This window comes from Streptococcus mitis, from assembly GCF_019929545.1.
GTDB classification, from domain to species: Bacteria; Bacillota; Bacilli; order Lactobacillales; family Streptococcaceae; genus Streptococcus; species Streptococcus mitis_BU.
The window spans coordinates 1-22,112 of the sequence record NZ_JAHZPT010000019.1 but is presented as its reverse complement, the minus strand read 5'-3'; the positions used below and the strand labels follow the sequence as shown (position 1 = coordinate 22,112).

Genomic DNA, 22,112 nt, shown 5'->3' with positions numbered 1-22,112 from the left:
ACTTACCTTCTATGATGTTTTGTTCTTAATGCCTTGCGAAAATCAAGAGCGATTCTTAACAGAGAATAAAGAGGATGGGTGGGCATTGTAAACTCACCCAAGTATTCTTCAATCGTTGGATTAAATTTTTCCTTAAAATGGTAAAGTCCACCATTGAGAGAGTTTTCAACACCACCTAAATTTTGCCACACCATACCTCGCTCAAAGGCATAGCGAGCTGTTTCATACCAAGTTAAAATTGGTGCATTATAACGTTTAAAAGCATCATCCATACCAGCATATAGATTAACAGAGGTATTACCAAATTCCAAACTCAAAGTAGCTGCTAAAGGAATGTTTGATTTTTCTTCATTCAGATATCTCTGCAAGAAATCTCTTTCTTCTACCAAACGCTCTTTTTCCTTCTTCTGGGCTTCTACTTTTGAAGTTCGAGTCGACTCAGTAAACGCCTCTTCCAACGCTAAGTTTTTCGCTAACTGTTCTTCTAATTCTCGTAAACGCTTAGCGATATCCAGAGTAGCCAGCGTAATGTAGGCCTTGTCCTTAAAATTATCTAACAATTTTTTATAATAGGCTTCATTCCTCAAATGGATATCTTTTCGCTTCTCAGTTTTTTTCATCAAAAACGAGAAAGATTCTAACAATTCATCTCTACCAATCTGAATCTCTACACCCTTATTTCGAGCGGATCGAATAGCTTGTTTTGTTGACTTGCAAAGTTTATCTTCTATAAAATTTTCCTTGTATACTTTTGCCTGAATACGAGGCTGAATGGTATCTCCCATTCCATCGGTCTTTCCTGACCACCTTACTCCCATTCTTTGCAAATTTTCAATAATAGCCATATTTTCAGGATATTCTATTTTTTCATGCTTGATTGAACTTTGCGATAGGCAAATACTTGGGTCAAAAATCACAAAAATCGCTCTCTTGCTTCGAGCATAGGACTTAATGGATTGAAGAACAAAGTTCAAGAGTTCAGCATCCTTATAATCTAATACAGGACCTCTTGGGATATAAAACATTCTATAGCCTAGAGGAAGAGTTTTAATCAAAATACTAGCTGTAGCCAGTAATTTATCTCCTCGGTAGGCGCCAAACTTTTCATGTTGCCAATCAGACTTAACCTCTTCCCAAGCACTACTTTGTAATACATTGACTAATTCATGTTCTTTAACAAACTGATCATATTCTAATGTGGGAATGCCAATTTGATAACGATACATCTCTTACTCTCTTTCCAACAATAATAGAATTTAACTACTATTCTACTATTTTTGTTTAGAAAGTCTAGTAAAAACATATTTTAGTTTCTATTCCATAGAAGACATGGTTATTGAAAGAGTAATACAAACTAAACTAGCTTAATCTCTCTTCTAATTTGAAATCGATTGGTAGGGTTGCTAAGAACCGTTCCAATTGTTTTTCCCAGTAGTACCATTCGTGAGTTCCAGCACTATGGCTATAGGTCACATCAAATCCCAGTTTTTTGAGATTTTTCACTGCTAGATTATTGGCTTCATACAAGAAATCCTGCTCGCCACACCAAGCCCACAGCTTGGTCTTTTTATCCGATTTTTTAGCCAGACTTTCTAGAGAATAAGGACTAGTTGTCCAATCTTTAATCTCTCCAAAAACACCCCTCCAATAAGCCGGTGTTCCCAAATTTTGGCTCTCAGGAGAAAAATCTTGAAAGCTAAGGGCGCCTGAAAAACTAGCTGCATGAGAAAAACGATTTGTTGCAAGAGCCAGTTTGAAACAGCCATAGCCTCCCATAGAAAGGCCAGCGATAAAGGTCTTTTCACGCTTACTGGTCATGTTAGGGAAGAAACGTTTTAGAACCTGCGGCAATTCCTCTGCTATAGCTGTATAATAGTCAAAACCATATTGGGTATCGGTGTACCAACCATTGCTGGTATTGGGCATGACGACGATGAGATTAGTGCCTCGAAGTAAGCGTTCTACGTTGGTCCGCTTGAGCCAACTATTATGGTTGCCAGACATCCCGTGCAAGAGGTACAAGACTGGAATGTCTTTACAATCTGGTTCTTCCACTCGATTGGCATCGGGGTAAAGAACATTCACTCCCCACTCCATATCCAAAACTTGTGAGTAATACTCGATTTTCATTACTGCCATAATTTTTCCTCTATTTTTCTATAAGAAAAAGCCGAAACTCGACTTTCTCCCTGTTTATTTCAACGATTATTTTGCTTCCATGACTACTGGTAAAATAGCTGGACGACGTTTGGTTTGGTCAAAGAGATACTTGGTCAGATTATCACGAACCTTCCCTTTAAGATCTGCCCAGTCAAAGTCATCTCCTTGAAGATAGTCTTCTACCGTTTGGTTAATCAATTCTGAACTTTCACGGAGAATATCGCGGCTCTTCTTGAGATAAACAAATCCACGCGTGTGAACACGAGCCTTGGCCACAATTTTCTTCTCACGACGATTAACGGTGATTGCTACGATAAAAATACCGTCCTCTGACAAGACCTTACGGTCACGAAGAACCACATTACCAACATCACCGATAGCATTTCCGTCAATCAAGACATCCCCTGCCGAAACCGCTCCAGCTGGGACAAAATCCCCATTCTCATAAGCCATGCTTGTTCCCTTTTTAGGGATAAAAATGCGTTCTGGCAACATTCCAACTGCCATAGCAGCCTTAGCATGGGCATCTAACTCACGGTATTCCCCTTGAATCGGGAAGAGATACTTGGGTTGCAAGAGATTGATCATCAACTGCAAATCACGCGCATTCCCATGTCCTGACACACGCAAGCTTTGGGTAATCAATTTAACAACCCCGCCAGCTTGGTAAATCATATTTTCCACACGCGCCATGACTGCTTCTTTAGCGATAGACGGAGTGGTTACGATATAGACTAGGTCACCGTCCTTGATTTCCACATAACGGTGACGACCAATCGACATCTTGCGAAGACCGTTGATAGGCTCACCCATACGACCTGTCTCAAGGATAATCAACTCATGGTCTTCAAAGCGAGACATATCTTTTGGTTTAATCAAAAGACTCTCGTTAGCTAGAGATAATTTCTTGAGGCGAATCGCAGTACGGACGATATTTTCAATATCGAATCCTGTCAAGACCACACGACGGCCTGTTGCATCCGCAGCGTCAAACACCTGCTGGATACGAGAGAGGTTGCTGGCTACCGCCGCAACGATAATACGACCATCCCAGTCCGAAATGGTTTGAGTGATCTCGTCCCCAACTTCACTTTCGCTAGCCACTTGGATATTACTGTCCGCATTGGCTGAATCGCTAAGAAGAGCCAGAACTCCATCACGACCGATTTCTGCCAAACGAGCAAAGTCTGTCGCATAAGATTCACTAGCTGTCTGGTCAAATTTGAAGTCACCTGTGTAAACGATGCTACCTTCAGCTGTCTTCAAGACAACACCCAGACTTTCTGGGATAGAGTGGGTCGTACGGAAGAAGGAAACCACAGTCCCTCCAAAATCAATCTCCGTATCCTCATCAATGACATGGAAATCATTAAATTTCTTAACCGTGTCATTTCCTTTGACAAAGAGTTTGGCCAACTCAATGGTCAGCTCAGACCCGAATACAGGCACCTTGGCTTCAGCCAAGAGATAAGGCAGAGCACCAATGGCATCCGCATGGCCGTGGGTCAAGAAGACCCCAGCGATACGATCGCTATTTTCAAAAAGATAGTCCATATTGGGAATGACCACGTCCACCCCTAGTTGTTCATTTTCAGGGTATTTCAGACCTGCATCCAAAACGAAAATAGACCCATCGATTTCAGCGATATACATATTTTTCCCATTTTCACGGACACCGCCAAGTGTTGTTAAACTGATATTACTCATTTTTCCTCCGAAAGCTTAGTTTATCTTGATTATAGGGTTACTTACCCTTTTATTCTAAAAGCACTATTACTTTTATACTCTTCAAAAATCAAATTCAAACCACGTCAGCTTCGCCTTGGATTATATATGTTGACTGACTTCGTCAGTCTTATCTACAACCTCAAAGCAGTGCTTTGAGCAACCTGCAGCTAGCTTCCTAGTTTGCTCTCTGATTTTCATTGAGTATTAGCCGAATCTTTTCCTACCATTATACCATTTTTTTAATGATTTTCAAAATGAAGATTTGTTTTCAAAAAAGAGCTGGTTTCCCAACTCTTTCCTATGATCTACTCTTTTTCCATTAAAAAGTCATAAATTTCTTGCACGGTACCCAGCGCCATCATTTCTTGGTCTTTGACGGTTTGTTTAAGATTTTGGTAAATCTGACTCTCAGCTATATCACGCTTTTCAGCCTCTTTATTCACTGTCATAACGCCATCTTTGATTGTCACAAAACCTAATTCTTCAAATACTTGAATCATTTTGACCAGCAAGATTTGCTGAATATTAAGATAAGCTGCCAAATCTTTCAGCTTATAGCGAATATCAAACTCTGGAAACTGGTAGATAGTCTTGTACAATTTAGCAAACTGCTCTCTAGTCCCATAGCCTGTCAGATAGTAGGCCTTGTCAATATCATTTTTGAAATAGACAGCAGAGAAATTCTGTTCCTGAAAAATGGTCTTCAGCTGAGTAATATCCTCAGGAATGGTTTTTACAACCACAGCATCACTATTTACTAGATTGGGCAGTTCTCCAGCAAAATCCAAGACTGGAACTCCTTCTGGCAAGACTGCATTCTTCCCACGGATGTTAAAAAGTTGAACACCCTCTACACGCGCATCCACCATCATCAACTGGAGGGCAGTTTGGCCATTCCATTGGTTGACAGACAATTTGACTGCCAGCTCTAGATTCTTGGTTTGAGAAAACTCTGTCGCCCATCTACCTTGTCCGAAGGCCACCACTTCAAAACTCGCCTCACCTTTGGAAATTTTCAACTTGAGATGGGCATTGCCTGCCCCCATAGTACGGGCACTTTCGACCTGAAAATCCTTTATATAAAATACAGGTTTCTGATTGTCCATGCCAAAGGGAGCTAAACGTTCAAAACTTTTGACCGTTTCCAAGCTAAGTGTCTCCAAATCCAGTTCTTCATCTAAATTTAACTTGTTCTTGCCAGCAGCATCTGCGCCTTTTTCACGGACATAATCTTCCAAAACCTGAGATAAATCTGAGAGTTTCTCCACTTCCAGCGTCATTCCTGCTGCGCCAGCATGACCGCCAAATGCGATAAAGAGGTCGCGATGGGAATCAAGGGCTTCAAAAATATCGACCGCTTCCACACTACGAGCACTACCCTTGGCACGACCGTCCTCTATATTGAGAACGATGACTGTCTGTCCTAGTTCTTCCAACAAACGACCAGCCACGATTCCCAGAACCCCAGGATTCCAGCCTTCCTTAGCCAAAACTTGGACCTTCTTCTCAGGATTCACCATGATCTTAGCTTCTTCATAGATAGACTGAACGATTTCCTTGCGCTCTTCGTTTTTCTGATGAATCATGAGAGCAATCTCGTGAGCTTCCTCATCATCAAAGCCAGTCAGCAAATCAATGGCAGGATTAGGATCATCCAAGCGACCCAAGGCATTCAAACGAGGGGCAATCTGGAAACCAACTGTTTCTTCTGTTACTTCGTTGACAGCAATCCCAGCCATGTCCAGCATTTCTTGCAGACCAATGCGCTGAGTGTGCCCCAACATTTCCAGACCATATTGAACCAAGATACGGTTCTCATCTGTTAAGCTTACCATATCAGCAATGGTACCAATAGCGACCAAATCAAGCAATTCCACTTGTACTTCTTCTAAAAGGGCACAAGCCAGCTTGAAAGCAACTCCACAACCAGCCAAATATTTGAAAGGATAGTCCGCATCCTGATGTTCAGGATGGACAATAGCATAGGCATCTGGTAAGGTTTCAGGCATAGAATGGTGGTCAGTCACAATGACATCTACTCCCATAGACTGGGCCAATTCAATAGCCTCGTGACCCGCAACCCCATTATCCACCGTCACAATCAAGGAAATTCCTTCTTGCTCGATAAAATATTTGTAAACACTGGCATTAGGTCCATAACCGTCGGTAAAACGATTGGGCAAGTAAACACGGCACTCAGCGCCAAGCTGTTCCAAGCTTTCCTTCACAATCGAAGCCGAAGTCATGCCATCCGCATCATAGTCTCCATAAACGAGAATACTTTCCCCTTCTTCAATGGCCTGACGAATCCGTTCCACTGCCTTATCCATATCATGGAGTAGATAAGGGTCATGCAAGTCCTCCAAGGAAGGTTCTAAAAACTTCTTCAGACTTTCTTGGTCCTGAATCCCTCTTTCAAATAATAACCGAGCCACCTCAGGACCCAGTCCAGCCTTCTTGGCTATCTTTGTAAAATCCGCATCTTCTACTTGCGGGGCAAACTGCCATTCATAAGTAGGTGTTATCAACAAGACATCCACTCTTTCTAAGAATTCTATTGCTTCATTATAACATGATTTAGGCTTTTTCTCTATCCTGATTGCTTTCTACAAAAATTTTACTAACTTTTTTCTGATATGATTTGACAAGGCAATTCTTTTGGTGTAGAATCATGTTATAAAATCTAACACAAAGGAGATTCCTTATGGCTTTAGTAGAATTTGAACACGTCGAAAAATATTACGGAGACTACCACGCACTCCGCGACATCAATCTCCGTTTTGAAAAAGGGCAAGTCGTTGTCCTCCTTGGACCTTCTGGTTCTGGGAAGTCCACTCTTATCCGTACGATTAATGGTTTAGAGGCTATCGACAAGGGAAGTCTTCTAGTAAATGGTCACCAAGTTGCTGGTGCCAGCCAGAAAGATTTAGTACCGCTTCGCAAGGAAGTCGGTATGGTTTTCCAGCATTTCAACCTCTATCCACACAAAACAGTGTTAGAAAACGTAACACTAGCTCCCATAAAAGTTCTAGGAATTGATAAAATAGAAGCTGAAAAAACAGCCCAAAAATATCTGGAATTTGTAAATATGTGGGACAAGAAAGATTCTTATCCAGCCATGCTATCTGGTGGACAAAAACAACGGATTGCCATCGCACGTGGACTCGCTATGCATCCGGAACTCCTCCTCTTTGATGAGCCAACATCTGCTCTTGACCCTGAAACCATCGGCGATGTTCTGGCAGTTATGCAAAAATTAGCCCACGATGGTATGAATATGATTGTCGTTACTCATGAAATGGGCTTTGCCCGTGAAGTTGCTGACCGCATCATCTTTATGGCTGACGGAGAAGTTTTGGTAGATACGACAGATGTTGATGACTTTTTCGACAATCCAAGCGAACCTCGTGCCCAACAATTCCTCAGCAAAATCATCAACCACGAAAGTGACAAAGTCAAATAAGGAGGCGTCTATGAAAAAGAAATTCTTTTTATCAGCATTATTGATTAGCCTTTTCGGCCTTGCTGCTGCAAAACCAGTTCAGGCTGATACCAGTGTCACAGACATTCAAAAGAGAGGCGAGCTGGTTGTCGGTGTGAAACAAGACGTTCCCAACTTCGGCTACAAGGATCCCAAGACAGGGACCTATTCTGGTATCGAAACCGACTTGGCCAAGATGGTAGCTGATGAGCTCAAGGTCAAGGTTCGTTATGTGCCGGTTACAGCACAAACTCGCGGACCGCTTCTAGACAATGAACAGGTCGATATGGATATCGCGACCTTTACCATCACAGATGAACGAAAAAAACTCTATAACTTCACCAGCCCTTACTACACAGATGCTTCTGGATTTTTGGTCAATAAATCTGCTAAAATCAAAAAGATTGAGGACCTAAACGGCAAAACCATCGGGGTTGCCCAAGGTTCCATTACTCAACGCCTGATTACCGAACTGGGTAAAAAGAAAGGCTTAACCTTTAAATTCGTCGAACTTGGTTCCTACCCAGAATTGATTACTTCCCTTCACGCTCACCGTATCGATGCCTTTTCCGTTGACCGTTCTATCCTATCTGGCTACATCAGTAAGCGGACAGAACTACTAGATGATAGTTTCAAGCCATCTGACTACGGTATCGTTACTAAGAAATCAAATACAGAGCTCAACGACTATCTTGATAACTTGGTTACTAAATGGAGCAAGGATGGCAGTTTGCAAAAACTCTATGACCGTTACAAGCTCAAACCATCTAGCCATACTGCAGATTAAGGAGGATACCCTATGACAGATTTATCATCTTGGACAGCCTATTTTCAGGATTTTGGACAATTTTTCAATGGTTTCCTCTTCACTCTTGCCCTAGCAATTGGATCCTTTATCCTCGCCATGGTTTTAGGCATCTTCTTTGGAGCCATGTCAACCAGCAAACGTCCAATTTTGCGCATTTTAGCTCGTATCTTTGTCGAATTTTACCAAAATACTCCCCTTTTGGTGCAGTTTGTTATCGTTTTTTATGGCCTACCTCTTATCAGTGACCATATCATCATGATTCCGATTTATTGGACAGCTGTTCTCTGCGTGGGACTCTATCACGGCGCCTATATCGCTGAGGTTATTCGCTCAGGCATTCAGTCTATTCCTAGCGGTCAGATGGAGGCCGCCCTGTCGCAAGGTTTTACCTATATCAGTGCCATGCGCTTGATTATCTTGCCTCAGGCCTTTCGTATCATTCTCCCTCCTTTGACCAACCAAATCGTCAACCTCATCAAGAACACCTCTACAGTTGCCATCATCTCTGGAGTGGACTTGATGTTTGTGACCAAGTCTTGGTCAGCACTTAACGGAAACTACATTCCAGCATTTTTAGGCGCTGCCCTGCTCTACTTCTCTCTTTGCTTCCCTGTTGCCCAGTTTGGTCGCAAGATGGAGCAGGCCAACAAAAAAGCCTATTCACTTTAGGAGGTTACTATGGAATCCATTTTAGAAGTTTTGACCCCAGATAACCTAGTCTTTATCTTTAAAGGATTTGGCTTGACCCTCTACATTTCTCTGATTGCCATCGTCCTCTCTACCCTTATCGGTACGGTGCTAGCTGTCATGAGAAATGGCAAAAATCCTATCTTGCGCATCATCTCCAGCATTTACATCGAGTTTGTGCGTAACGTTCCCAACCTCCTCTGGATTTTCACTATCTTTTTAGTGTTCAAGATGAAGTCCACTCCAGCTGGTATCACTGCCTTCACCCTCTTTACCTCAGCAGCCTTAGCTGAGATTATCCGTGGCGGTCTCAATGCCGTGGACAAGGGCCAGTACGAAGCGGGAATGTCGCAAGGATTTACCTCTATGCAAATCCTCTACCACATCATTCTCCCACAAGCGATCCGTAAAATGCTTCCAGCCATCATTTCTCAGTTTGTGACCGTGATTAAGGATACCAGTCTTCTTTACTCTGTTATCGCCCTACAAGAGCTCTTTGGAGCCAGCCAAATTCTCATGGGCCGTTATTTCGAACCAGAGCAAGTCTTCAGTCTTTATATCTTGATTGCCCTCATCTACTTCAGCTTTAACCTAGCAATCTCTAGCTTGTCTCATATGCTAGCAAAACGTTGGCAACAAGCTGCAGAATAACAAATTAGCTCTCCATGCGATATGGAGAGTTTTTTCTACGCAATCTCAAAAAACACTGCCAGATTTCTAGCAGTGTTTTGAGTTTCATTTATCTTAGTAGACTGTTTTTTCAGTTTCTACATCGAAGAAGTGTGCTTTGTTCAAGTCAAATCCAAGTTCAACTGTTGCACCTGTTTGCAAGTAGTCACGAGCATCAACTTTGGCAACAAATTCATCTTTACCAACTTGGCAGTAAAGGTGAGATTCTGAACCAAGCAATTCTGATACAGAGATAGTAGCTTTGACAACTGATTCTGGGAATGTTTCAAGGAAAGCAGGTTCTGCATTCACATCTTCTGGACGGATACCGAAGATCAATTCTTTACCTTCGTAGCCTTTTTCACGAAGAACTTTCAATGCTCCTTCTGGAACTTTCAAACGGAAACCGTCTGAAATAATTTCGCTACCAACCAATTTCACATTGATGAAGTTCATAGCTGGGCTTCCGATGAATCCTGCTACGAATTTGTTAACTGGGTTTTTGTAAACTTCTTGAGGAGTGCCGATTTGTTCTACACGTCCGATAGTACCTGTACCAGCAGGGTTCTTAGTTGCTGACATGATAACGATACGGTCTGCAAGTGTCATCGCTTCTGTTTGGTCGTGAGTTACGTAGATAGTTGTAGCTCCGATACGACGGTGGATTTTAGCGATTTCAGCACGCATTGATACACGAAGTTTGGCATCCAAGTTTGACAAAGGTTCGTCCATCAAGAATACTTTTGCATCACGGACAATCGCACGACCCATGGCAACACGTTGACGTTGACCACCTGAAAGGTCAGCAGGTTTACGTTCTAAGAATTCTTTCAATCCAAGGATTTCAGCTGCTTCTTGCACACGTTTGTCGATGTCTTCTTTGCTGTATTTACGCAATTTCAAACCGAAAGCCATGTTGTCATAAACAGTCATGTGTGGGTAAAGAGCGTAGTTTTGGAATACCATGGCGATGTCACGGTCTTTTGGAGCTACGTCGTTGACAACCACGCCATCGATAGATGCAGTTCCTTCTGTAATATCCTCAAGACCTGCAATCATACGAAGAGTTGTTGATTTACCACATCCTGAAGGACCTACGAAAACGATAAATTCTTTGTCTTTGATGTCCAAGTTGAAGTCTTCAACTGAATAGTGTTCGCTGTTTGGATATTTTTTGTAAATGTTTTTAAGATTCAATTCTACCATAAGGTGAACTCCTTTTGTATTTTGATAGTTTCATTATAGATGAAAACGCTTTATTTTTCTATGGCAAGGTGACCAAAAAAATAAAAAAGTTCTGTGCAACTTGCACAAAACTTTAGAGAATATCTGGTAAAATCAATTGATAACACAGAGTAAGGTCTGTCAATTCCTTCAACTGAAGCCCTGTCAATTCTTCCCACTTATCAATCTTGTATTGGAGAGAATTGCGGTGTAGATAGAGTTGCTGGGCTGTTTTAGTGAGAACAGCACTGTTTTCCCAAAGAGAGAGAATGATTTCCTGAATCTGATCTTGATCCAAAATCATCTGGTGTAGATATTCCTTGATTGCCTTCAAGTCCACGAGTCTTTCTCCCATACTCCAAAGATAGAGTTGCGAAAAGGTATGAACACCTTGGTGACCCTGACGCCACCAAGTCTTAAATAAATTCCGCTCTGCTTTAATCAAATCGGATAGGGCTTGGTGCACCGTCTGAGACCAAACCTGGCCTAACATGATAGAGAGACGCAATCCAAAGTCATACTCAACCGCTTCAATCGTATCACTTAAAATAGCTCGTACAGAGGTGTATTTGTCTTGCTGAAGCACGAAAACATAATCCTGAGCTCCGACCTGAAGCACCGTTTGACAGTTAGGAAATAGGGTGCGCATCATATCTAGCCAAGAAGCTAGATTTTCCTGCTGAAAATAGGAAAGATGGCAATAAACCAACTGAATCTTTTTAAAAGCTTGCGGTGCCTGTCCCTTGCCCTCAACCAGATAAGAATACCAAGGATTGAGTGAACGAGCCTGCTCCTGCTGGGTCAAAAGAGAAATCAACTGCTTCTCACGCTCGCTGAGCCCAGATTTCTCCAGCAAAAGCCAATGCTGAGAAGCTAAAGGGAGAGTGAGATAGCCCTCTTTCTCTACTGGTTGGTCTGAAATCTGAGCCTCAGGAAACCAGTCTTGTAGTTCTTTTGCCATCATGTCCTAGCCCTCCACTTTTTGGATGCACCACGAAATCAAGCTCCCAAGACGTTCCAGATTTTCAGTCATATGGAGATAGCCCATGACTGCTTCAAAACCTGTAGACATACGGTAAGTCACTACATCAGCATTTTTAGCCTTGGTGTGACTATTGGTATTGCGACCACGTTTGTAGATTTCTTCTTCTTTTTCCGTCAGGACTTCCTCCTCCAACATGAGGGAAATCAGGCGAGCCTGAGCCTTGGCTGACACATACTTGGTTGCTTCTTGATGGAGTTTATTGGGTTTGGTCATGCCTTTAAGAATGAGGTGACGACGAATATACATAGAATACACCGCATCTCCTTCAAAAGCTAACGCAATCCCGTTAATGAGATTGACATCAATCACGTGTCCACCTCACTCCATCTTTGGTGTCAAGGAGCTTAATCCCTTGAGCAGCCAATTGGTCACGGATCTGGTCCGCTGTCGCAAAGTCACGGTTGGCACGCGCTTCTTGGCGTTTTTGGATCAAATCTTCAATCTCTGCATCCAAAACTTCCTCAACAAAGACAATTCCAAAGACCTCTAACATAGCCGCAAGAGCTTCCTTAACACTTTCATCATAGTTACCTGAGTTAATCCATTTGGCCATTTCAAAGACAACTGTGATACCGTTGGCAGCGTTAAAATCTTCATCCATAGCTGCTACAAACTTATCTTTAAAGGCTTGTAACTCTTGAGCATCTACAGTTCCAGTAAATGGTTGCTCATAAGTGTTCTTCATATACTTGAGATTGGTCTCCGCATCCCGCACTGCCTTTTCTGTAAAGTTGATAGGTTTGCGGTAATGCTGAGTCGCAAAGAAGAAACGAAGCACTTGACCATCAAGAGTCTTAAGGGCATCGTGTACGGTGATAAAGTTGCCCAAGGACTTAGACATCTTGACATTATCGATATTGACAAAGCCATTGTGCATCCAGTAGTTAGCAAAGGTCTTGCCTGTTTTGGCTTCTGACTGGGCAATTTCATTGGTATGGTGAGGAAACTCTAGGTCAGCTCCACCACCGTGAATATCAATGGTGTCGCCCAAAATCTCTGTCGACATGACTGAACACTCGATGTGCCAGCCCGGACGACCAGGTCCCCAAGGACTGTCCCAAGAAATCTCGCCTGATTTGGCAGCTTTCCATAGGGCAAAGTCTACAGGATTTTCCTTACGAGCCGTTTCTTCATCGGTTCGACCTGAAGCACCTAGCTCCAAGTCTTCCAAGGTTTTATTGGCCAACTTGGCATAGTTATGAGATTTTTCCACACGGAAATAGACATCTCCTTGGCTCTCATAGGCAAAACATTTTTCAATCAAGTCTTCCACAAAGCGGATGATATCCGCCATAAACTCCACTACACGCGGATGGCGAGTCGCAGGTTTGACACCCAAGGCCGTCACATCCTCACGAAAGGCAACGATGTACTTGTTCGCAACCTCCTGAGGCGTGATACCTTCTTCCTTGGCACGGTTGATAATCTTATCATCCACATCCGTAAAATTGGAAATATAGGCAACCTCATAACCACGGTATTCAAAATAGCGACGAATCGTATCAAAAGCTACCGTTGAGCGGGCATTCCCCACGTGGATATAGTTGTACACGGTTGGCCCACAAACATACATCTTGACTTTGCCGTCCTCAATCGGGACAAACTCTCGCAAATCACGAGACATGGTATCGTAAATTTTAATCATGCGGTCCACTCCCTTCTCTATTTCTGACTTTTTCGGCTGAAAACCAGCTCTGCAAAAGGACCAAATTGTCTGAGGCTATCCAGTTGGTAAAAGCGCTGCCCTTCCTCTTGGGTAAAGAGGGGAACCCCCTTTCCTAGGATAAGGGGCGCTATCTGAATAATGAGGTGGTCGAAAAGATCCGCATCCAAGAGCGGTCCTACTAAGGAATTACCACCAATCACAAAGACATTTTTGCCTTTGTCAATCTGGTGAACAAAGTCCACCACATCCCCAGCTACTGGCTGGTAATTGCTGACAGGCAGGTTTCTATCATGCGTAAAGACATAGTTTTCCGTAGCTTGATAAAAACTTTCTACATCTTGCAAATCTTGGATTTCCTCAAAGGTCCGCTTGCCCATGATGGTGATATCCATTTGCCTGTAAAAGTCATCATAGCCTGTATCCTCTACAGAACCAAGCTGATGCAGCCAGTCTATCCTGTGCTGGCTGTCTGCCAAGTAGCCATCCATGGTGATACAGCCATAAAAATATACTGCCATTCTTGTAGTTTCCTTTCTAGTTCTGCTTCGCCTTCACTTAGCGGGATAGACCCAAAAGATTATACCTAAGCTAATGAAAGTATTCAGCAAAATCCTTTCTGGACAAGAAAAATAAACCAGAAAACAGCAATTCCAATCTGCAGCAGAAAGGTTCATTCTTAAACATTCAAGCGCCTCTCTTGTCTACTTCCGTCTCAAGGTGTAATAGATTTTAATCATAAAATAATAGTCAAGAAAACTAAAATCCGAGAACAGTTAGTTTCATCACTAAGAGTTCAATTGAATGTCAGTCCGAATGTCTCTACACTTCGGAATCCCTTGCTCCTTTATCATTCAGATAAACCACCTGAGTCTGTTTGACAAAACCAATTTTTTCATACAAGCGTTTGGCACCTACATTGCTATCTTCCACGGCAATCTGAAATTCCTTATCATTTTGCTCAATTAGTTGGTTGACAAGGGATTTTGCTAAATAGCTTCCATAGCCTTTTCCACGTTCAGGTTCCGATATTGCTAAACCGTAGAAATAATTCGTATCGCTCGATAAATCAACCGTGCAAGTTCCAATAACCTGATCGTTTTTTAACAAAATATATAAGCGACTTTCTGGATCCTTCAGAGCTTCAGCGACATATCTATCCACAATCTCTCTAGACTCATGTTCCTCTGAAAATGCCTGAAATTTTAACTGACTAATTTGATTTTGATACGAACTATCTGCTAACAAAACTTCAAGATTGGAAAGCTTTTCTAACGGATAAGGTCTTCTATCCTTACCTAACCAGGTTTCTGTATCCTCGTCCTCGACCAATCCCCAGTTGCTGACAAAATCAGGATAACGGTCTAGAAAAACACGCTCTGTCTGAAAAATAACTGAACGAATAGGGAAAGAAGCCGTTTCTTTCTCAAAACTAGTAAACAATGCACGCGCAATCCCCTGATGGCGATGACCTGGATGAACCAGTATCGTCACTTCTACATCTTGGTCATCTGCATAGACAGTTAATAAACCAACAAGTTCGCCTTTTTCATAATAAAGGAAAAAGGCGGGCATGTTTGGATCAAAATTAAGCATGTTAGAGAGATAGGGATCACGATAGGTACCGTCATAGTTTTGGCAACAGTTAATTAGTTTTTTCGCCTCAGATAACTCCTCTTGGCTTAACTTGTTTCTTGCTTGAATCATATAGCTATCCTCTACAAACCAGACGATCTGTGACTGGCTTCACGGGCATGCTCTAGCTTGTCTAGATAGTATTTCCGTTTCTCCTCTACCTCGTGAATGGTTGGCTCGTCTTTCTCACCATGAACTCGGACGATCTTAGCAGGAATTCCGACCACTGTCACATCACTTGGAACATCTGCAACAACTACTGCTGCTGCACCGACTTTGGCATTTTCACCGATTTCAACGGGTCCAATGACTTGGGCATGAGCTGATATCAAGGCTCCCTTTCGAACAGTAGGATGGCGTTTTCCACAGTCTTTCCCTGTTCCCCCAAGAGTCACTCCGTGATAGAGAAGAACGCCTTTTTCAACAATCGCTGTCTCTCCAATCACTAAGCCAGAACCGTGGTCAATAAAGACACCTGAATCAATCTGAGCTCCTGGATGAATCTCAATCTGAGTCCAAAAGCGCCAGAACTGACTGTGCATACGAGCCAGTAGTTTGAAGCCATGCTTCCAGAGAAAATGCGAGAGACGGTGGGCCGCCAAGGCCTTGACACCTGGATAAGTCAGCAAAACCTCCAAAGTGGTGCGGGCCGCTGGATCATTTTCTTTTACGATATCAATGGTTTCGCGCCACCATCCCATACATTTCTCCTTTTCTTATTCTGAATCTTTTGGTGTTTCTGTAAATTCTTTCTTAGGTTTGTGATCCTTGTGATGACGTGGGCGGTGAGGTCTCTCAGACTTTTCGCCTTTTTCATCACGTTCAGGTTTTGGAGGACGAGGAAGAAGAGCTTTCATAGAAGCATCCACACGTCCTTTTTCATCAATCTTAATAACCTTAACATCAACTTCATCCCCGATTGCTACCAAGTCTTCGACATTATTGGTACGAGTCCAAGCCATCTCAGAGATATGAACAAGGGCATCTGTCTTATCAAAGAGGTTAACAAAGGCACCAAATTTCTCGATACGAACGACTTTAGCACGGTAAACTTCGTCCACCTTAGCTTCACGAACCAAACCAGCAATGATTTCCTTCGCACGGTTAATGGCAGCTTGGTCGCTAGAGTAGATAGATACATTTCCTTCTTCATCGATATCAATTTTAACGCCTGTTTCAGCGATAATCTTGTCGATGGTTTCTCCACCCTTACCGATGACAATCTTAATCTTGTCCACATCAATCTTGATGGTATCAATTTTTGGAGCAGTTGGAGCCAATTCTGGACGAACTTCTGGAATGGTTGCTTCAATCACATCAAGGATTTCAAAACGGGCTTTCTTGGCTTGGGCAAGTGCTTCTGTCAAGATTTCTGCAGTAATCCCTTGAATTTTGATATCCATTTGTAGGGCTGTAATCCCGTCACGAGTTCCTGCAACCTTGAAGTCCATGTCTCCAAAGTGGTCTTCCAAACCTTGGATATCTGTCAAGACTGTGTAGTTATTTCCATCTGAGATGAGACCCATGGCAATACCAGCTACTGGCGCCTTGATTGGCACACCACCAGCCATAAGGGCAAGAGTTCCCGCACAGATAGAAGCTTGAGATGAAGAACCATTTGATTCCAAGACCTCAGCTACCAAGCGGATAGCATATGGGAATTCTTCCAAACTTGGCAAGACTTGAGCAAGAGCACGCTCACCAAGGGCCCCGTGACCGATTTCACGACGACCTGGTGCACCATAACGACCAGTTTCCCCTACAGAGTATTGTGGGAAGTTATAGTGGTGCATAAAACGTTTCTTGTACTCTGGATCCAAACCATCGATGATTTGAGTTTCCCCCATCGGAGCCAAGGTCAAGACTGAAAGAGCTTGAGTTTGTCCACGAGTGAAGAGACCAGAACCGTGCACACGAGGAAGGAAGTCAACAACCGCATCCAAAGGACGGATTTCATCGACCTTACGACCATCAGGACGAACCTTATCTTCTGTAATTAAACGTCGCACTTCTGCGTGTTCCATTTGTTCCAAGATTTCAGCCACATCACGCATGATACGGTCAAATTCTTCGTGGTCTGCATATTTTTCTTCGTAAACAGCTGTTACTTGGTCCTTAACTGCTTGAGTTGCAGCTTCACGAGCCAATTTTTCTTCTACTTGGACCGCTTTTTGGAGGTCACTGTTGTAGGCTGCGATAATTTCAGCTTGCAAGTCAGCGTCCACATGAAGCAATTCCACTTCTGCTTTTGCTTTACCGACTGCTGCAACGATTTCTTCTTGGAAAGCAATCAATTCTTTGACTGCTTCATGTCCTTTGAGAAGGGCTTCCAACATGATTTCTTCTGACAATTCTTTAGCACCAGATTCTACCATGTTGATGGCGTGTTTAGTTCCTGCTACTGTCAATTCAAGGAGAGATTGCTCTGCCTGTTCTTGCGTAGGGTTGATGATGATTTGACCATCCACATAACCCACTTGGACACCAGCGATTGGACCGTCAAATGGAATATCTGAAATGGAAAGTGCCAAGGATGAACCAAACATAGCTGCCATTGGTGCAGAAGCATTTTCATCATAAGAAAGCACGGTGTTGATGACTTGGACTTCATTACGGAAACCTTCCGCAAACATTGGACGGATTGGACGGTCAATCAAACGCGCTGTCAAAGTCGCATCTGTTGAAGGACGTCCTTCACGCTTCATAAAGCCACCAGGAAACTTCCCAGCCGCATACATTTTTTCTTCGTAGTTGACTTGGAGAGGGAAGAAATCCCCAGTTGCCATCTTTTTAGACATCACGGCTGCAGTCAATACAGTTGACTCACCGTAACGCACGACAACAGAGCCATTTGCTTGCTTAGCAACCTGACCAGTCTCTACAATTAACTCACGACCCGCAAAAGTCGTTTGAAACACTTGTTTTGTCATTTTAATCCCCTTTGGGTTGATGAAATTATACGCCTTGCCTACAAAGATCAAGATATTTTGGACGGTTCGGCTTGCCGAACATTTCTTTAGAAAAATAGGAAGATGACGCCGCACTCGATGAGTGCTAGGAAGCTTATCTTTTTTCCTAAGAAATGAGGTCAAAATTCAATTAAGAATCTTTGATAGCGTGAAATATCTTTTAAATACTCACTCCGTTCGTGTTTTTTGAGACACACATTATCAGATTTTGTTTTAAAAATAATCAACTTTAAACAAACTTCTACAACCTAAATACCCTCATCTTTGTATCAAGTACGTACAGAGTCTATTTTATCATATTTTTCTTAAAAAGTGCGGTCTTTACCATTAAAAAGGAACCATTCCCCTCACCTGAGAAGAATGGTTTGCTTTTTATTATCCTAGAGACTGATGATTAAACAAGGCATGGGTTGCTTGATGGATGTATTTTGCTGTTTCAGCATTGTTCATGGTGTAAAGATGCACTCCAGCAACATCTTGAGTTACCAAGTCCACGATTTGGTCCACTGCATAGGCAAGTCCTGCTGCTCTGAGCGACTCAGGGTCATGCTCATACTTGTCTAAGATAGCTTTAAATTTACGTGGAATATGGATATTCTCACAAGTCTTCAAGAGGCGAAGAGCTTGATTTCGATTCAGAATTGGCATAATCCCTGCATGAATAGGAACATCAATTCCAGCCAAGATGCACTTGTCTTGGAAATCATAGAAGCGCTCATTGTCAAAGAAAAGCTGAGTTACAAGGCTCGAACAGCCTGCATCTACTTTCTTCTTAAGATTTTGGATATCTGAAATCTGATTTGGTGAATCCGGATGCCCTTCTGGATAGCATGCTCCGATAATATCAAAGTGAGGAGCTTGTTCCTTGATGAACTCAATCAAGTCTGTTGCATAACGGAAATCCTTTTGAGGTTCCACATCAGGAATAATATCCCCACGAAGAGCCAAGATTTTCTGCACCCCAACCTTGTCCAAGTCAGCAATAGTTTCAGCCACCTTGTCCTTAGTCAAATAGATGGCTGGCAAGTGAGCAATAGTCGGAATCGCCAAGTCATTTTGGATAAAGTCAGCCAAACGAACCGTCGTTTCCTTGATATTAAATTTATTATTGCTGGCAGTTACACTGATAAAGTGAGGAGCCAACTCCTGCATGTCCTGCAAGGATGAAATAATTTTATCATTACCCACTGCTGGGTTTGGAGGGAACACTTCAAATGAGAGTGACGGTGTTTGGCGTGACATAGTCATTATCCTTTTCTAATTGATTTTTTTCGTTAGCTGGATTCCTAGAATCCAAGTGAAACAGGCAGATTGACCAAACAGCGCTTCTAGAGAAATCCTTATCTTACAATTTCTCACGTGCAGCTTTAGCTGCTTCAACAAGGCGGATCAAGCTTTCTTTTGTTTCTGGAATACCACGTGTTTTCAAACCACAGTCAGGGTTGATCCAAACTTTCTTGCTTGGCACTTTAGCAAGGATAGCTTCGATTGTGTGGTCGATTTCGCCTTCATTTGGCACACGAGGAGAGTGGATATCGTAAACTCCAGGTCCCACTTCTGTTTGGAAGTTTTTCGCTTTGAGTTCGTCCAAGATTTCAAGGTTTGAACGGCTAGCCTCAAATGAGATAACGTCCGCATCCAAGTTATCGATAGCTGGGATGATATCTGTAAATTCTGAGTAACACATGTGAGTGTGGATTTGTGTATCTGGCGCTACTGTTGAGTGTACCAAGCGGAAGGCAGGAATTGCCCAGTCAAGGTAGTCTTCGTACCAGTCGCTACGACGGAGTGGCAATTTTTCACGAAGAGCAGCCTCATCGATTTGGATGATTTTCACACCAGCAGCTTCAAGGTCAAGCACTTCATCCTTGATAGCAAGGGCGATTTGAAGAGTAGAATCCTTGATAGAGATGTCTTCACGTGGGAATGACCAGTTGAGGATGGTAACAGGTCCAGTCAACATACCTTTAACAGGTTTGTTTGTACGACTTTGTGCATAGCTAGACCATTTAACAGTGATAGGGTTAAGACGAGTTACATCACCCCAAATGATTGGTGGTTTCACCCCACGCATACCGTATGATTGTACCCAACCATTTTTAGAGAAGAGGTAACCTGACAAGTTTTGACCGAAGTACTCAACCATGTCATTACGTTCAAATTCACCGTGAACAAGGACATCAAAGTCGATATCTTCTTGCCATTTAATCCATTCGTCAATTGTTTCAGCAAGGAAAGCGTCGTACTCTTCTTGAGACAATTCACCTTTACGGTAAGCCAAACGTTTAGCACGAACTTCCTTAGTTTGAGGGAATGAACCGATAGTTGTTGTTGGAAGAGCTGGAAGTTTGAAAGCTTCTTCTTGAATAGCTTCACGTTCTGCAAAGGCTGGCAAACGAGTGTAGTCTGCGTCTGTCAAGCCAGCAATACGCGCACGAAGTTCAGCATTAACACCAACACGCTCAGTCGCAAAGAGTTCTTTATTGGCTGCAAGTGCTTCTTCACCTTGACCATTGCGGATAGCATCCAAATCACGGATTTCATCTAATTTTTCAACTGCAAAGGCAAAGTGGTTCAAGATTGCTGGTTCAAATTCTTCATTGGCAGTTGTAAATGGCACATGAAGAAGTGAGCATGAGCTTGTCAATACGATGTTTTCAGCTGGAATTTGTTCAAGAACAGCCAAGCTCTTTTCGTAGTTGTTACGCCAGATGTTTTTACCATTGACAATACCTGCATAAAGAGTCTTGTCAGCTGGGAAGCCACCTTTAACCAATTCAAGAGTTTTCTTACCTTCAACAAAATCAAGACCGATAGCATCTACTGGCAAGTTTACAAGGTCAGCGTAGACGTCACGAACGTCTCCGAAGTAAGTTTGAAGCAAGACTTCAAGACCTTTTTTATCAGCCAAGAGTTTGTTGTAGAGATTCAAGAAGAGGGCTTTTTCTTCAGCTGTCAAATCTTTGACAAGAGCCGCTTCGTCGAGTTGGATACGAGTCGCACCAAGTTCAGCCAATTTAGCAAAAACTTCTTGGTAAGCAGCTACAAAGCTGTCTACGAAATCTTCTGCTTTCACACCTTCTTCAAAGTCTGACAATTGAAGGAAAGTGAATGGACCTACAAGAACAGGACGAGTGTTCAATCCAAGTTCTTTTGCTTCTTGGAACTCATCAAAAATCTTGTGACCTGCCAATTTTACTTGAGTGTCTTTTTCAAATTTAGGCACAATGTAGTGATAGTTGGTGTTGAACCATTTCTTCATTGGAAGGGCGCGAACGTCCCCTTTTTCTCCTTGGTAACCACGACCCAAAGCGAAGTAGCGCTCAAGGTCAGACAAGTCCAAGTTTTGAACTGAAGCAGGTACCACGTTGAAAAGGAAAGCTGCATCTAGGAAGTTGTCATAGTGAGAAAAGTCATTTGATGGGATTTCAGTGATGCCTTTTTCTTTGACGATATTCCAGTGTTTAGCACGCAAGTCTTTTGCTGCTGCCAAGAGTTCTTCTTCTGAGATTTCTTTTCTAAAGTATTTTTCAGTTGTAAATTTTAATTCGCGGAATTCGCCCAAACGAGGGAAACCGATGATTGTAGTTGACATGATGTGTCCTCCAAAATTTGTTGTTGAAACTATCTTAACAGAAAAGAAAGCGTCTGTATAATTGTAAAAAATTAGGCTTTGATATAGTTTGAAACTATACCTCTGTTTTAGACAAAAGAAAAAGACTTGAGACACATGCCTCAAATCCTTTGTGTAACTTGTTTTTTGCTGTATTTTTGTTAGAATGCTCAAACACGTTATTAGTAATTCTTATAAGTGACTATGACTTGTTATTAGAAAAGACTATAGGTTGATTTTTCTTTTGTAATTCTGATATTTCCCTGAAAAGTGCGGACGGGAGCAACTTACTTCGTAATTTCATCCCTAATTTTTGAGCCAGAATGTCTCAAAAATTCCGTTCTAGATAATAACTCAAACTTGTAACCCCTAAATCCCACATCATCCCTTATCACCAAAAGGTTTAACGCACAAATAATATCATTCCAAG

The 22,112-nt window shown here is 42.4% G+C and carries 18 protein-coding genes; 4 read left to right on the top strand and 14 right to left on the bottom strand.

The window, feature by feature from the left end; translation table 11 throughout:
* Positions 1-2: 2 nt before the first annotated feature.
* The 4 genes from K1I71_RS06550 to recJ form a co-directional block, all read right to left on the bottom strand.
* Entirely contained in the window at positions 3-1,226 is a 1,224-nt protein-coding gene (locus K1I71_RS06550; protein ID WP_033685419.1) for a peptidoglycan bridge formation alanyltransferase MurM, read from the bottom strand.
* A 133-nt stretch (positions 1,227-1,359) separates the two neighbouring features.
* The gene (locus tag K1I71_RS06545) at positions 1,360-2,139 is read right to left on the bottom strand and encodes an alpha/beta hydrolase (RefSeq protein WP_223330542.1); all 780 of its coding nucleotides are present in this window, start codon (positions 2,137-2,139) and stop codon (positions 1,360-1,362) included.
* A gap of 66 nt (positions 2,140-2,205) precedes the next feature.
* Positions 2,206-3,867 (bottom strand): ribonuclease J, encoded by a 1,662-nt coding sequence (locus K1I71_RS06540; RefSeq protein WP_000065614.1) that lies wholly within the window; start codon positions 3,865-3,867, stop codon positions 2,206-2,208.
* Between the two features lie 326 nt (positions 3,868-4,193).
* Complete coding sequence (gene recJ, locus K1I71_RS06535) at positions 4,194-6,416, bottom strand: single-stranded-DNA-specific exonuclease RecJ (protein WP_223330553.1); 2,223 nt, start codon at positions 6,414-6,416, stop codon at positions 4,194-4,196.
* Between the two features lie 176 nt (positions 6,417-6,592).
* On the opposite strand from recJ, the gene K1I71_RS06530 reads away from it, so the two are divergent.
* From K1I71_RS06530 to K1I71_RS06515, 4 genes are read left to right on the top strand one after another with little or no spacing between them, the layout of a single operon-like run.
* The gene (locus K1I71_RS06530) at positions 6,593-7,351 is read left to right on the top strand and encodes an amino acid ABC transporter ATP-binding protein (protein ID WP_223330541.1); all 759 of its coding nucleotides are present in this window, start codon (positions 6,593-6,595) and stop codon (positions 7,349-7,351) included.
* Positions 7,352-7,361: 10 nt separating this feature from the next.
* Positions 7,362-8,156: a transporter substrate-binding domain-containing protein gene (locus tag K1I71_RS06525; RefSeq protein WP_223330540.1), complete on the top strand. Its 795-nt coding sequence runs from the start codon at positions 7,362-7,364 to the stop codon at positions 8,154-8,156.
* A 12-nt stretch (positions 8,157-8,168) separates the two neighbouring features.
* Positions 8,169-8,846, top strand: coding sequence for an amino acid ABC transporter permease (locus tag K1I71_RS06520; protein ID WP_000131137.1), 678 nt, complete (start codon positions 8,169-8,171; stop codon positions 8,844-8,846).
* Between the two features lie 9 nt (positions 8,847-8,855).
* The gene (locus K1I71_RS06515; protein WP_223330539.1) at positions 8,856-9,515 is read left to right on the top strand and encodes an amino acid ABC transporter permease; all 660 of its coding nucleotides are present in this window, start codon (positions 8,856-8,858) and stop codon (positions 9,513-9,515) included.
* A 93-nt stretch (positions 9,516-9,608) separates the two neighbouring features.
* Here K1I71_RS06515 and K1I71_RS06510 read toward each other — a convergent pair whose 3' ends face one another.
* The 10 genes from K1I71_RS06510 to metE form a co-directional block, all read right to left on the bottom strand.
* A complete protein-coding gene (locus tag K1I71_RS06510; RefSeq protein ID WP_000229949.1) occupies positions 9,609-10,739 on the bottom strand; it encodes an ABC transporter ATP-binding protein in 1,131 nt (376 codons plus the stop codon).
* Positions 10,740-10,851: 112 nt separating this feature from the next.
* On the bottom strand, positions 10,852-11,721 hold the full coding sequence (locus K1I71_RS06505; protein ID WP_223330538.1) for a helix-turn-helix domain-containing protein: 870 nt from the start codon (positions 11,719-11,721) through the stop codon (positions 10,852-10,854).
* Between the two features lie 3 nt (positions 11,722-11,724).
* Positions 11,725-12,111, bottom strand: a complete 387-nt coding sequence (locus K1I71_RS06500; RefSeq protein ID WP_223330537.1) for a Mini-ribonuclease 3 — start codon at positions 12,109-12,111, stop codon at positions 11,725-11,727.
* The gene (gene cysS / locus K1I71_RS06495) at positions 12,104-13,447 is read right to left on the bottom strand and encodes a cysteine--tRNA ligase (protein WP_223330536.1); all 1,344 of its coding nucleotides are present in this window, start codon (positions 13,445-13,447) and stop codon (positions 12,104-12,106) included. The genes K1I71_RS06500 and cysS overlap by 8 nt, the downstream gene beginning before the upstream one ends.
* Before the next feature lie 17 nt (positions 13,448-13,464).
* Positions 13,465-13,986, bottom strand: a complete 522-nt coding sequence (locus tag K1I71_RS06490; RefSeq protein ID WP_223330535.1) for a dihydrofolate reductase family protein — start codon at positions 13,984-13,986, stop codon at positions 13,465-13,467.
* Between the two features lie 301 nt (positions 13,987-14,287).
* Positions 14,288-15,172, bottom strand: coding sequence for a GNAT family N-acetyltransferase (locus tag K1I71_RS06485; protein WP_223330534.1), 885 nt, complete (start codon positions 15,170-15,172; stop codon positions 14,288-14,290).
* Between the two features lie 11 nt (positions 15,173-15,183).
* Positions 15,184-15,801, bottom strand: coding sequence for a serine O-acetyltransferase (cysE, locus tag K1I71_RS06480; protein WP_124787894.1), 618 nt, complete (start codon positions 15,799-15,801; stop codon positions 15,184-15,186).
* A gap of 15 nt (positions 15,802-15,816) precedes the next feature.
* Positions 15,817-18,030: a polyribonucleotide nucleotidyltransferase gene (gene pnp, locus K1I71_RS06475; protein ID WP_124787893.1), complete on the bottom strand. Its 2,214-nt coding sequence runs from the start codon at positions 18,028-18,030 to the stop codon at positions 15,817-15,819.
* Positions 18,031-18,444: 414 nt separating this feature from the next.
* A complete protein-coding gene (gene metF, locus K1I71_RS06470; RefSeq protein WP_020902415.1) occupies positions 18,445-19,311 on the bottom strand; it encodes a methylenetetrahydrofolate reductase [NAD(P)H] in 867 nt (288 codons plus the stop codon).
* A 103-nt stretch (positions 19,312-19,414) separates the two neighbouring features.
* Positions 19,415-21,664 (bottom strand): 5-methyltetrahydropteroyltriglutamate--homocysteine S-methyltransferase, encoded by a 2,250-nt coding sequence (metE, locus tag K1I71_RS06465; protein WP_223330533.1) that lies wholly within the window; start codon positions 21,662-21,664, stop codon positions 19,415-19,417.
* Between the last annotated feature and the right edge of the window lie 448 nt (positions 21,665-22,112).